Raw genomic sequence first — 13,774 nt, 5'->3', positions numbered from 1 at the left:
CGCTGATAGTAAATAAAAAAACCCCGAAATTTCGGGGTTTTTTTATTTACTGAATGATCATTCAAAAACCTTTTCAAAATATTCACATACTACGATCATGCTCTCTCTGGGAACTCTGCCAAAAGCCTCCAGCTCTTTGGTGTATGCATCCCAGTACTTATTTTTCCAATAGGTTAAGGACAAATCCCCCTCACCTTCAATTTTTGAATAAGATTCCCTGATACTAAAAAACGGCTTAAGCCTAACAGCTACTGTCCTTAAAATACATTTGGCCTCTCCTTTCCAATCTGTAAGTACGGTAAAATCTCCAATTTTCGGAAGCGGTTCTTTTCTGTACTGCAGCCCTAACAGGGAATGAGAGATAGCTCTTTTTTTTCCCGATAAGATCAGTTTTAGAGCTTCGTTTACTTCATTTTCACTATTTCCAAAATGCGTAACCTTAGGTTCATGCGAAAAGGCGTACTCCAGGTGTTTGTCTAAATAGTCTCCCCACAAATTTCTAGCTGATGCATTTTTCATAGAATATTCACTTTTGGTTTATGAAAATTTACCTGTATTGATCTCTTTTGCTGCATGGCTGACTGCCCTGGCTGTAAATGCCATATACGTCAGGGAAGGGTTAACACAGCTGGCTGAGGTCATAAATGCACCATCTGTAACATAAATATTTGGTACATCATGAATCTGATTATGTTTATTAACTACAGATGTTTCCGGATTCCGCCCCATACGTGCCCCACCCATTTCATGAATACCAAGACCCGGCCCGGTACTTCTTTCATAGGGTTCTATGTCTTTGAATCCTGCGGCAGAAAACATTTCCGTAATTTGTTTGATAATATCTTCCCGCATTTTATATTCATTTTCCTTAAACTCAACATCAAAGTCTAACTGTGGTAATCCCCATTGGTCTTTTTCAGTGGCACTGAGGGTTACTCTGTTGTCATGGTATGGCAGCATCTCACCAAATCCGGTAGCGCCTATTTCCCAGCTTCCGGGTTTTAAAATGGCTTCTTTTAAATCTCTTCCATAATTCAATTCTGCGACGGATAGTGTCCAGTCTTCTCTGCTTGCCCCACCCTGGTAGCCAAAACCCCTTAGGTATTCTTTCTTTGAATTCTTTGAATCTAAATTCACAAATCGGGGAATGTAAAAACCATTAGGGCGCCTGCCCTTATAAAATTTATCCAGATGCCCTTCTACCCTGGCAGAAGCACCTAATTGATAGTGATGGTCCATTATGTTTCTTCCCAATTGGTCATGATTATTACCAATACCATTCGGGAAACGATCAGATTTGGATTGCAGTAGGATTCCCACAGAAGCCATAGAAGAGGCACATAAGAAGATCACTTTTGCCTCAAATTCATATTTTTCATGGGTCTCACTATCAATAACCCTAACGCCGGTTGCCCTTTTGGTATTATCATCGTAAATGATTTCATAAACAATGGAGTTTGCGCGCAATGTCATGTTTCCCGTTCGTTCTGCGGCAGGAAGTGTGGAAGAATTACTGCTGAAATAGCCTCCGAAAGGACATCCACGCCAACATCTGTTTCTAAACTGACAAGGATTTCTGCCTTCTATATTACCTGCTTTATCAGTAATATTTGCGACGCGTCCAATGGTGAGTAGCCGGCCATCATCAAACTCCTCAGATAATACATTTTTCAAATCTTCTTCCGGGCACATAAGATCCATTGGGGGGTGAAACTTGCCATCAGGGAGATGGCTTAATCCAAGTTTTTCGCCACTAACCCCTATATATTCTTCTACCTTATCATACCAGGGTGCAATATCCTTATAACGCACCGGCCAGTCTACGCCAATACTTTCTTTTAAGTTAGCTTCAAAGTCCAGGTCGCTCCATCTATAACTCTGCCGTCCCCATGTTAGTGAACGTCCTCCTACATGGTAGCCGCGAATCCAGTCAAAACGTTTTGTCTCCACATAAGGGTGTTCCAAATCATTCACAAAAAAATGTTTCACGTCTTCTTTAGGGGCCCAGTTTACCCTGCTTTGCTTGTGGTATTTTTTCCGATCTTCCCGGGATAACTCATTGTTGTTAGGCAGATCCCATGTATCCATATTCATCGTGGGATAATCTTCAATATGCTTTACCATTCTACCTCGTTCGAGAACCAGGGTTTTTAGCCCTTTTTCACATAATTCCTTGGCAGCCCATCCTCCGCTTATTCCGGTGCCTACAACTATGGCGTCATATTTCTCCGTCTGATTCATGCTATATTGTTCTTTTAATTCTGATGTAATTGCTATATTTAACACTTCCCAATTGAAGAAATATTAGTAGAATTTTTACCCATTAAATATAGGATTTAATTCTTGAAACGTAACAAAATAGAAATTTGATTAACCAAGTAGAACTGTATCATGAAAACAATTAAAGGACCCGCCGTATTTTTAGCCCAATTCGTAGATAGTAAAGCCCCTTTTAATTCACTGGAAGGGATGTGCAAATGGGCCTCCGATTTAGGATATAAGGGAATTCAAATCCCTACCTGGGAACATTTTTTAATTGATTTGGACAAGGCTGCTGAAAGTCAGGCATATTGTGATGAGTTAAAAGGGACCATAAATTCATACGGTTTGGAGATTACCGAACTTTCTACCCATTTACAGGGACAGTTAGTTGCTGTAAACCCCGCTTATGATCTAATGTTTGATAATTTTGCCCCCGATGCCGTAAAAAACAACCCCAAAGCGCGCACGGAATGGGCCGTTGATGTTGTTAAGAAAGCAGCAACCGCGAGCCGAAGACTCGGAATTAGTGCGCACGCAACATTTTCCGGAGCATTGCTGTGGCATACCTGGCATCCATGGCCACAACGTCCACCCGGATTGGTAGAGATGGGTTTTGAAGAGCTTGCTAAAAGATGGCTTCCAATATTGAATCATTTTGATGAAGAAGGGGTAGATGTCTGCTATGAAATACATCCCGGGGAGGATTTACATGATGGAGATACCTTTGAGCGCTTCCTGAAAGCCACGGGAAATCATAAGCGTGCCAACATTCTGTATGATCCAAGCCATTTTGTTTTACAGCAATTAGATTATATAACCTATATAGACCATTATCACGAATTTATTAAGTCCTTTCATGTAAAAGATTCGGAGTTTAACCCAACAGGCAAAAAAGGTGCTTTTGGAGGCTATAATGATTGGGGTGAACGCGCCGGCCGCTATCGCTCGCTTGGGGATGGTCAAATAGATTTTAAGTCTATATTCTCTAAATTAACCCAATACGGCTGTGATGTTTGGGCAGTTATGGAATGGGAGTGTTGCATAAAGAGTCCGGAACAAGGAGCCAGGGAAGGGGCTGTGTTTATTCAGGATCATATAATTGAGGCCACAGAAAAGACCTTTGATGATTTCGCGGGGGGCGATATTGACAAAGAAATGCTTAAAAAAATCCTCGGAACTTAAAAAAACAGAGCTATGAAAAATATGTTAGGGGTTATTTTATTTGCCTGTCTTTTAATTGGGTGTAAGGAAAAATCAAAGGATCAGGATAAAGAAAATGTCAGCTCCTCCAATATTGAATCAACTATGAACACTAGTAAAGAAAGCGAATGGACCGTCCTTTTCGATGGCACCTCCTTTGATGGCTGGCACGTTTATCCGGGCGGGGAAGTGCCGGATGCATGGAAATTGGAAGACGGGGCTATGAGGTTGAGACCGGATGACACCAGAACGGATGGGAACAGGTTTAATTTGGTAACGGATAAGGAGTACACGGATTTTGTATTACAGCTCGAATGGATGGTTACAGAGGGGGCAAACAGCGGTATCATGTGGGGAGTTGTTGAGGATCCTAAATACATTGAGCCTTATTATACAGGACCTGAAATACAGGTTTTAGATAATATAAATCATCCCGATGCCAAAAACGGCACTACACACCAGGCAGGCGCCCTATATGATTTGGTTGCACCGGCAGAGGATGTGGTTAAGCCAATTGGAGAGTGGAATACCTGTGAAATTACGATCAACCATAAGACCAATGAAGGCATTGTAGTGCTGAATGGAACAAAAATCGTTGAGTTCCCGGTCACGGGTGAGGGATGGGATACCATGGTGGCCAATTCCAAATTTGCAGACTGGGAAGATTTTGGAAAGCACCAGACCGGAAAGATTGCTTTGCAGGATCATGGGGAAAAGATAAGTATAGGATACAGAAACATTAAGATAAAAGAATTGTAGGTATGAATCGATACTATTTGTTGTTGTTAATACTTGCGATTGTAAGTTGCAAACAAGGATCTCAGGATATGCATGAACTTCAGGAAGACACTTCTGATGATGTAATAGTTTATGAGGAATATATGGGGGAAGAACCCACGGAACCTGAACAGACCGAGATCTACGAACCTGTACCACCCGTTGTAGATCCATTTGGAAATAATGGTGTTCCAAGCGATGCCATTGTTCTTTTTGACGGAAGTAATTTCGATAATTGGGAGATGGCTAAGGATAGTTCAGAGGTTGTATGGCATCTGAACGATGACGGAAGTATGACCGTAAAAGATAAAGCGGGGGATATACAGACCAAACAAAAATTTGGGGATGTACAGTTGCATATTGAATGGAGATCTCCGGCTGAAATACAAAGAGATGGACAGAACAGGGGAAATAGCGGCATATTTTTAGCGGGCCTTTATGAAGTTCAGGTTTTGGATAATAATGACAATGACACTTATGTAAACGGGCAGGTAGCTTCGATTTACAAGCAGCATGTGCCTTTGGCAAAAGCCTCGGTTCCTACCGGAGAATGGAACACTTATGATATTATTTACCATGCCCCGGAATTCAATTCGGAGGGCGGTAAAACCAAATCGGGGACAATAACGGTTATTCATAATGGTGTGCTGGTACAGGATCATGTGGAAATAAAAGGGGCCATGACCTATATAGGTTGGCCAAAAAACCCGCCTCATGGCAAAGGGCCATTGAAGCTTCAGGATCATGGCGATAATAGCCGGGTAAGCTTCAGGAATATTTGGATCAGGGAATTGTAGTAAATTAGGTTGGGTTCTAAAAAATCCCTTTTAGATTTTAGTACCTTTATCAAAATTAAATAGAGTTTATGATCCAATCCATGACAGGGTTTGGGAAGCATGTGGTGCAGCTTCCATCCAAAAAAATCACCATCGAATTAAAATCCCTGAATAGTAAAAATCTCGATATCAATGCCCGTATGCCCTCGGCCTACCGCGAGAAGGAATTGCAGCTTCGAAAGACAATTGCCGATTCCCTGGTGCGTGGTAAAATAGATTTTGGTTTATATGTAGAAATTACGGGAGACGAAGTATCTTCTGTTGTGAATGAAGGGGTGGTCAGGCAATACATAAAACAGCTGAGATCTATCGCAGATGGCGATGATATAAAGCTAATGGAAATGGCACTCAGATTACCGGACGCTCTTAAAACAGAAAGGGAAGATATTGATGATTCCGAGTACAAAATCATACAAGATGCCCTTGAGAAGGCTCTGGAAGAAATAATTGGTTTTCGCACAAAAGAAGGACAGGTACTTGAAAAGGATTTTACAGATAGGATTTCAACAATAAAGAACCTTTTAGCTGAAGTAGTAAATATGGATCCGGATAGATTGGCAACTATTCGTGAGCGACTGGAGAAAGCCGTAGCCGATTTGAAGACCGAAATAGATGCTAACCGTTTTGAGCAGGAGCTGATTTATTACCTGGAAAAATATGATATAACAGAGGAGAAAGTTCGCCTAGACAACCATTTAAACTATTTTACCGAGACAATGAAATCTGCTGATTCCAATGGTAAAAAATTAGGCTTTATCAGCCAGGAAATAGGCAGGGAGATAAATACCATAGGTTCGAAGGCAAATTATGCACCCATGCAACAGTTGGTGGTTCAAATGAAAGATGAGTTGGAAAAAATTAAGGAACAAATGCTCAATGTACTGTAATGGGAGGAGGTAAGCTTATCATTTTTGCGGCTCCTTCAGGTAGTGGAAAAACTACAATAGTAGAATATTTGCTAAAGCAGGAAGAGCTTAACCTGGCCTTTTCCGTTTCTGCTACTTCAAGGCCAAGGAGGGGGAAAGAAAAGCATGGGGTAAACTACTATTTCATAACCATAAATGAATTTAAAAGGCATATAAAAAACGATGATTTTCTTGAATGGGAAGAAGTTTACAGAGATAATTTTTATGGCACATTAAAAACTGAAGTAGAACGATTATGGGCTGAAGGGAAAAATGTCATATTTGATATTGACGTTGCGGGGGGATTGCGAATAAAACGTAAATACCCCAATAAGACACTGGCAGTATTTGTAAAGCCCCCTAGTGTAGACGAACTAAAAATAAGGCTTAAAAAGCGGAGTACGGAAAGCGATGATAAGATTAATATGCGAATCGCCAAGGCTTCCGTAGAATTAGCCACGGCACCCCAGTTTGACAAAGTAATTAAAAACTACGATTTGGATACGGCACTTAAAGAAGCCTATGAATTAGTCGCAAATTTTGTTGGGGTAGAAAGAAAATAATTCCTTTAGGGAAAGACCCTGGCAAAGCTTTAAAAAAATCTTGCTTGAAATATTGGATGAATAAAATTTAGAGGCTATTCATGAAGAAAACCGGACTTTTTTTTGGGACTTTCAACCCAATACATGTGGGTCATTTGGTCATAGCAAATTATTTGGTTGAGTTTTCTGATCTTGATGAAGTTTGGTTTGTGATTACACCTCAGAGTCCGTTTAAAGTCAAGAAAACTTTACTGGATAACAATCATCGTTATCAAATGGTGTTTGAGGCTGTAAAAGAATATCCTAAACTTAAGGCCAGCAAAATAGAATTTGATTTACCACAGCCAAATTATACGATAAATACATTGGTGCACCTGGAAGAAAAGTTTGGCAATGACTATGAATTCTGCCTGATAATGGGGGAGGATAATTTAAAGAGCTTTCACAAATGGAAAAATTACGAGCTAATATTGGAAAATCATGAAATTTATGTGTATCCCCGGATTTCTAAGGGTTCCTCAGAGCCTGAAATTAAAGGCCATCCGAAAATAAGACAGGTGAATGCACCTATAATGGAAATCTCATCCACATTTATACGAAAGCAACATAGACTGGGGAAAAATATCAGGGCAATGCTGCCAGATGCCGTCTGGACCTATTTGGATGAAATGAATTTTTATAGATAGTTGTATCTCAATTAAAAAGGCCCGGAACACAGAATCCCGGGCCTTGCAAAATAGCAACATCAGGGGTAAACTTTGACATCAATTAAAAACGGATTTTATAGAAATTCTCCGTTCTCACTCATCATTACTCTCATTGTTTTATCCCCATTTTTTAATTTAATCTTATAGTTCTTTTTGGCACCTTCTCTATCCTCATACCTGATTCTATAAACATCCTTGACAATCTCCCAGCTTGGGAATCTGTCCTGCAATGCTTGACGAACTTCATCTGGTAATGGAACGTCGTTGTATTTTTCAATGGTTCTCAAAATTTTACCATCAGGACCATAAGCAGCAACTAATTTCCCGTCGGGGATAACAAAGGAAACAGTGTAATAGTCATAATTATCCTGATAATAATCCTTGGTGGTAACATCATATGCCGCCGCTTTACGCTCGAGTAATTTAACAGGTACCGGAGCTTCTTTGTTGTCTGACGTATTTAAATACTTATAATTTACAGCCTCAATAACAACTTCAGATAGTTCCTCTACTTTGACCTCTTGAGAATATGTCAGGCCGGCTATCCCAAAAGCCAATAAACCGATACAAAATTTTTTCATGGTAGTACGTTTTAAAGTTAATATATAGCCACTTTCTGGCATTAATAGTACAAAGATATCGTCCCTCAAAGTTTCCTGAAATGATTTGGATCAGTCGTGCCTCAGCCAATTGATCAAATTGTAAAAAAGAAAATACTAAAAATTAAAAGGTTCTGCCGCTAACTAAGGCAGAACCTTTTTTTCAATAAGACAACTACATATTACTGGTAAATGTAATCAGAGTTACCTTTGCTGCATTTTAAAGAAACTCCCCGTCTTCATTCATCTTAATCTTCATTTCTTTGTCACCATTTTCTAACTTAAGCTTATAAACTTTTTTGGCGCCCATTTTTTCTGTATAAGTAACCCGATAAACATCACTTGCAACTGTCCAGTTAGGGAATCGATCTAATAGAGCTTCAGATACAGCAGTGGGTAATTTAATATTATTAAATTTTTCAATAGTCCTTAAAATCTTACCGTCAGGATCATAGGCGGCAACTATTTTACCGTCAGGAATATAAAATTCCACGGTATAGTATTCGTAATCATCCTGATAATAATCTTTTGTTGTTACATCATAGGCAGCAACCTTGCGTTGTAACATTTGAACAGGAACAGCGGCCTCTTTGTTGTCTGTTTGATTTAAATATTTGTAGTTAACAGCGGTAACTACAACCTCTGATAATTCTTCTACCTTGGTAATCTGTGAGTATACCTGGCTAGTAAGGCCAATAACTAATAAACTTAGAATAAATTTTTTCATAATTCCAGATTTTAGATGTTGTAAAATTTTACGCTTTGTAGCATAACTCTGGTTAAAAGTAAAAAAGCATTTATTCTTGTGAAATGATCTTGGTCAGTTAAAGTACCGGGCTGAAATGAGATAATACGGTATGAATAATGCCCGAATATCCGCTTATCCGAACCTCTTAATCAGTCTTTGAGCGGGCTTGTTTTGGTAAGGGTGTCCGTGCCTAAATATTTATCATCCTTATTGTAGTACCATGCTCTAATTTTTGGCATTTTAATGCCGTTAATTTCTTCCAGACCACTAAGAATGATGTATTCGCCATCATTTTTTTCTTCATCGTGGTAAAACTGATAAACTTCAAGGGCATACGTTTCAGAATCAAAATAGAAATACCAGGTATCTTTTCCAACAGCTTCTTTATAGGTAACCCTGAGCACCTCATAAAGTTTTCCCTGAAATGTTTTTCGATATACTTTTCGATCCAGTAAGGTCCCCGGATTTTTTAGTTTCATTGGAAGCCCGTATAAATAGGTGTAATAGTTCCTCATGGTCCGGGCACGTTCGCAGGTCAATCTGTGTTTGGCAATTTCATCCTCAGAAAGTGTTTCAGAGCCATTAAGCAGAAATTTACAATTCCCCTTATTTATAATTTGCTCTGTAATTATGTTGTCTTTTTTGGTAACTAACTTAAAATATTGTCGTGGCAGGTCAATGGTTATTTCACTTAATCTATCGCTGCTGTTAGGTGTCTTCATGGTAATGAAGAGCTGCCCTTTAAAATCAACCCAGTTTCCCTGCGGATCGTGATAGGCTATGGCTTTGTTGAGTACCTGATTAGGAGAAAGGTGCTGCCCATATAGGAGAGTGGTACTCCAGGCACAAAATAACAGTAAGAAAGCTTTTGTCATGTTTTGATTATTTTCAATAGATAGAATTACAATATCTTAAATTTACTTAGAATTAACTATTTGTTACTTAAATTTAAAAAATAGACAAGCATTAGATACATGGCATACGGTTTTACAGATATTTTGCAATTGATAGGCTCTCTGGGCTTATTCCTCTTTGGAATGAAAGTAATGAGCGATGCCTTGATAAAGCTTGCGGGTAATAAAATGCGGTCTATTCTTGCAACCATGGCATCTAAACGGTTTTTGGGCATAGCAACCGGCTTTCTTATCACATCGGTAATACAATCTTCCTCCGCCACTACACTTATGGTGGTAAGCTTTTCGAATGCTTCTTTACTAACCTTACCGGAGGCTATTAGCGTAATCATGGGAGCTAATATAGGTACTACCATTACAGCATGGTTAATTACAATATTGGGATTTAAAGTAAGCATGAGTGCAATTGCGCTGCCATTAGTGGGGGTTGGGTTTTTAATTACGTTTTCAAAAAAAGAAAATTCAAAAAATTGGGGAGAATTTATCATCGGATTTGCCATTTTATTCATTGGATTGCAGTTTTTAAAGGAGGCCATGCCCAATATAGATGATAACCCCCAAATCCTTGAATTTCTTACGAGGTATACCGATGCAGGATTTTGGTCTGTACTTCTATTTTTATTAATTGGCACATTTCTAACCCTGATTATTCAATCTTCCAGTGCTACTATGGCATTGACATTATTAATGACTGCACAGGGCCTTATTCCATTTGAATTGGCTGCGGCCATGGTTCTCGGCGAAAATATTGGTACTACCATAACTGCCAATATTGCTTCAATAGTCGGGAATTACCAGGCCAAAAGAACGGCAAGGGCCCATTTTATTTTTAATATTTTGGGTGTAATCTGGATGCTTGCGGTGTTCTATCCCTTTTTGCAGTTAATTAGCCTGATAGTACAGAAATTAGGTTCTGCATCACCATTTGTAAACGTTGCAGCAGCTCCGGTTGCGATTTCCTTATTCCACACGATTTTCAATGTCCTGAATACATTTATACTGGTTTGGCTTATTAAGCCTATAGCCCGTCTTGTTGAGAAAATGGTCCCGGAGATAATACTCCCCGAAAAGGCCATAGAAGTACCAAAATATTTGGATGATAAAATGTTAAAGTATCCGGAGACCGCCATAGCAACCTTGTTTAAAGAGACAGATTATCTATACAAGAATGCAATTTTTGAAATTGTTACTCACGCACTGAATATTCATCGATCGGATATTTTGTCGGATTTAAAGACCAAAAAAGTAATTAAGAAATCTGTGGAAGATTTTAAGACAGATGTAAGAGCCTTATACCTGTCTAAAGTGAAGACTATTTACGGCGAAATTATTAAATATGCTACCCTGGCCCAAAGTACTCTAAATTTAACCGAGACCCAGAATAGTCGAATTATGCAACTAAAACTGGCAAACAGGAATATGGTGGAAATCATTCGCGACGTCAGGGAATTAAACCGGAATGTTTCAAAATATTTGGGGTCCGAAAACACCTATATAAAAGACAGATACAATAATTATAGAAAGTTGGTTATAACCGTTTTAAGGGTTATATTTCTGTATAGGACTGAATTATCAAGAGAGGAATTTCACAAGGAATTAAATGTTCTTCGCAACAAAATTGAATATAGTTTAGAAAAAGAAAATGTTAATATCGATAGACTAATCAGGGAAGATCTGATAACTACGGATATGGCATCATCACTGGTTAATGACCACGATAATGTAAAAGTTCTTATGGAGAAACTAATAGAGGTTGCTCAGATTTTATACACATCGAAAGATCCATTGTTAAATGAAATACAAGAAGGAGTAAACCATATGAATACTGCAGCATAATTGGCTCAACCTTAAAATGACTTTGTATAAGGAGTCCTTAGGCTAACTTTTTTATAGTATAATTTAGAATTTAAGGAAGGGGGAATTCAATTATAACAGCTGACTTAGTTGATGAACTATAAGGTTGCCGGCTGAATATTGCTGTCGTATTCCTGGTAGTATATTTCCATTAAATTCAGGGTTGCTGTTACGAGATCCTTGGTCTCAGTTAAAATATTGAAATATAAGGTAGTATTTTTAGGACTGGACTCTTCTCCCCTTGTTCTTGTGATTTGTCTTGAAATTTTTTGAGTCAATAAATTAAACATATCTTCTTTATGAGCCAGCACTTCAGCGATTTTCTGAAACTGCCGGTCTTCAAAAGCAACTTTTGTTTTGTCAAAAAGCGATTCCATTTCGATATCCAATTCTTTTAATTCCTTAATCTGGCTGTAGGTAAGTTTTTTATGATTATTGTTTACATGTTTATAGCTGATCTTTCCAATATATTCAAGTGATTGCGCAATATCCTGAAGATAGTCCAAAATATTTAAATAAAAATTACTGGCACCAATATTATTCTCATCCAGGTTCTTTATAAAATAAAATATATTATCCCTGAGATCATCTATTTCAGCCGAAAGTTTTAAAACTTGTTTCTTGCTTTTCTTTAGCATTTCCAAATCATGTCTTGCAAGGCCATCTATAGCATGTGTATAGATTTTATTACTTCGCTTAATAACACTGGTTATGTTATCCGCACTTTCTTCAATTACCCCTTGAATAGAACTGCTCTCAGCTCTTTTCAGACCATATTCCAACTTGGCAAGTCTGTTGGATTTTCTGTGATTCAAATAATTTCTGGTTATCAGAATTGCGGCAAATAACAATAGAAATCCAACTGCAATTATACCGCCAAAATGGATTATTAGGGCCACCAGAGCTGCTGCCGAAAATGCAATAATTGCGGTTAGGAACCAACCACCAATTACATTAAACACACCTGCAACCCTGTAGACAGCACTTTCTGTACCCCAGGCACGATCGGCCAGTGAGGTCCCCATAGCCACCATAAAGGTCACATAAGTGGTGGAAAGAGGTAATTTCATTGAGGGAGCAATGGAAATCAAAACACTTGCCACCATAAGATTTACGGCAGCGCGAACCAGGTCGAAGGCGGGTAAATCTTTAACCTTACTTGTTAATGAATAATCATAGGTTTGGGCGAATTGCTGATTTACCTTTTTTTGTAAACTTTTAGGGAAGACATCATTTACCTTATCAAAAACCTTAATAGAATATTTAACTACCTGCCTGGACAGGAAGTTTGGTTGAAATTTTTCTTCACCCTGATTTTGTCTTGACAGATCAACACTCGTTTTTACAACACTCCTTGCTTTTGAAGAAAACCACAGGGTAATTATCATAATAATTCCTGCCAGAAGCAAAAGCATCACAGGAGTTCGAACCGCTGCAGATAAGCTTTCCATAGTATATTCTGATGCTGGAATTCCGGTTCCCTGCCAATCCTGAAAAGACTGCAACGCAGCAATTGGGACACCAATGAAATTTACCAAATCATTTCCGGCAAAGGCCATGGCTAGCGCAAAGGTACCTACAACAATAATTACAGTATAAATATTCCATTTAAAGACACCGGTAAAAATGCGGGATATGATGGACCAAAAAATTAAATTTGACAGAATAAATAGTTCAGGTTGCTGGGCAACGTAATCTGTAATTATTCCACCAAAAAGGTTTGCACTTTTAAGCCCTTTTATAAGGATAAAGTACACGATAGCCGTTAATGCAAAACCACCAAAAATAGCCCCACGCCACTTGGGTTTGTCTTCAAATCTGAAAGTAATCAGTAATCGGGCAATAAATTGTATAAGGGCCCCAATAGTAAAGGCTATTATAACAGAAAGGATGATACCCAGTATAATTTCCGTGGCTTTATCAGTATTGATATACATGCTCAAATCTGCGAAACTCCCATCTGCTGCCCATATTTTTAGAAGGGATACGGCCACAGCAGCTCCTAATAATTCAAATACAATTGAAACTGTGGTTGAGGTTGGCATGCCCAGAGTGTTAAAGAAATCCAGTAACAGGATATCTGTAATCATCACGGCCATAAATATTATAATTATTTCAGCAAAGAAGAATTCACCAGGATTGAAGATCCCCTTGCGCGCCACCTCCATCATTCCGCTGGAAGACATTGCACCAAATGCAATCCCAACACTGGCTACTATCATTATAGTATTGAAAGAAATGGCCTTTGACCCTATAGCTGAATTCAAAAAATTTACTGCATCGTTACTAACGCCAACTACAAGATCCGCAATGGCCAGGAAGGCCAATGCTATTATCATAAATAAGTAAATATTATCCATTAAGAGTAAAAAGGATTAATTGGTAAATATCCTAAGTATGTATTTTTGATGTGTTACCTTAAAGTTATCA

General features: G+C 38.6%; 13 protein-coding genes. 7 read left to right on the top strand and 6 right to left on the bottom strand.

The window, feature by feature from the left end; all coding sequences use genetic code 11:
• Positions 1-57: 57 nt before the first annotated feature.
• Together G504_RS0116270 and G504_RS0116265 are read right to left on the bottom strand one after the other, a co-directional pair.
• Positions 58-519, bottom strand: coding sequence for an ASCH domain-containing protein (locus G504_RS0116270; protein ID WP_019671260.1), 462 nt, complete (start codon positions 517-519; stop codon positions 58-60).
• An 18-nt stretch (positions 520-537) separates the two neighbouring features.
• Positions 538-2,241 (bottom strand): GMC oxidoreductase, encoded by a 1,704-nt coding sequence (locus G504_RS0116265; RefSeq protein WP_019671259.1) that lies wholly within the window; start codon positions 2,239-2,241, stop codon positions 538-540.
• Between the two features lie 150 nt (positions 2,242-2,391).
• Between G504_RS0116265 and G504_RS0116260 the strand changes: the two genes are divergently transcribed.
• The 6 genes from G504_RS0116260 to nadD all read left to right on the top strand — a co-directional run bounded on the left by G504_RS0116260 (position 2,392) and on the right by nadD (position 7,208).
• Entirely contained in the window at positions 2,392-3,444 is a 1,053-nt protein-coding gene (locus tag G504_RS0116260; RefSeq protein WP_019671258.1) for a sugar phosphate isomerase/epimerase family protein, read from the top strand.
• 12 nt (positions 3,445-3,456) lie between these two features.
• Positions 3,457-4,221: a 3-keto-disaccharide hydrolase gene (locus tag G504_RS0116255; protein WP_019671257.1), complete on the top strand. Its 765-nt coding sequence runs from the start codon at positions 3,457-3,459 to the stop codon at positions 4,219-4,221.
• A gap of 2 nt (positions 4,222-4,223) precedes the next feature.
• Entirely contained in the window at positions 4,224-5,036 is an 813-nt protein-coding gene (locus G504_RS0116250) for a 3-keto-disaccharide hydrolase (protein WP_026348642.1), read from the top strand.
• A 68-nt stretch (positions 5,037-5,104) separates the two neighbouring features.
• On the top strand, positions 5,105-5,962 hold the full coding sequence (locus G504_RS0116245; RefSeq protein WP_026348641.1) for a YicC/YloC family endoribonuclease: 858 nt from the start codon (positions 5,105-5,107) through the stop codon (positions 5,960-5,962).
• Complete coding sequence (gene gmk, locus G504_RS0116240) at positions 5,962-6,543, top strand: guanylate kinase (protein ID WP_019671254.1); 582 nt, start codon at positions 5,962-5,964, stop codon at positions 6,541-6,543. Before G504_RS0116245 ends, gmk begins: the two co-directional genes overlap by 1 nt.
• A gap of 80 nt (positions 6,544-6,623) precedes the next feature.
• Positions 6,624-7,208, top strand: coding sequence for a nicotinate (nicotinamide) nucleotide adenylyltransferase (gene nadD, locus G504_RS0116235; protein ID WP_019671253.1), 585 nt, complete (start codon positions 6,624-6,626; stop codon positions 7,206-7,208).
• A gap of 95 nt (positions 7,209-7,303) precedes the next feature.
• Here the strand turns inward: nadD and G504_RS0116230 are convergent, their stop codons facing one another.
• From G504_RS0116230 to G504_RS0116220, 3 genes are all read right to left on the bottom strand, one after another.
• Positions 7,304-7,810: a nicotinate-nucleotide adenylyltransferase gene (locus G504_RS0116230; protein WP_026348640.1), complete on the bottom strand. Its 507-nt coding sequence runs from the start codon at positions 7,808-7,810 to the stop codon at positions 7,304-7,306.
• 238 nt (positions 7,811-8,048) lie between these two features.
• A complete protein-coding gene (locus G504_RS0116225; protein WP_019671251.1) occupies positions 8,049-8,555 on the bottom strand; it encodes a hypothetical protein in 507 nt (168 codons plus the stop codon).
• Positions 8,556-8,725: 170 nt separating this feature from the next.
• The gene (locus G504_RS0116220) at positions 8,726-9,451 is read right to left on the bottom strand and encodes a DUF6503 family protein (RefSeq protein ID WP_019671250.1); all 726 of its coding nucleotides are present in this window, start codon (positions 9,449-9,451) and stop codon (positions 8,726-8,728) included.
• Between the two features lie 99 nt (positions 9,452-9,550).
• Here G504_RS0116220 and G504_RS0116215 point away from each other — a divergent pair, with 99 nt between their 5' ends.
• On the top strand, positions 9,551-11,326 hold the full coding sequence (locus tag G504_RS0116215; protein ID WP_019671249.1) for a Na/Pi cotransporter family protein: 1,776 nt from the start codon (positions 9,551-9,553) through the stop codon (positions 11,324-11,326).
• Positions 11,327-11,442: 116 nt separating this feature from the next.
• Here the strand turns inward: G504_RS0116215 and G504_RS0116210 are convergent, their stop codons facing one another.
• Positions 11,443-13,704 carry an inorganic phosphate transporter gene (locus G504_RS0116210; RefSeq protein ID WP_019671248.1) on the bottom strand — a complete coding sequence of 754 codons (2,262 nt, stop codon included), beginning with the start codon at positions 13,702-13,704 and terminating at the stop codon, positions 11,443-11,445.
• Positions 13,705-13,774 lie beyond the last annotated feature (70 nt).

This window comes from Eudoraea adriatica DSM 19308, assembly GCF_000382125.1.
Taxonomy (GTDB): Bacteria; Bacteroidota; Bacteroidia; order Flavobacteriales; family Flavobacteriaceae; genus Eudoraea; species Eudoraea adriatica.
Note: the sequence above shows the minus strand (reverse complement) of the source record. Positions and strands in the feature narration are given on the sequence as shown.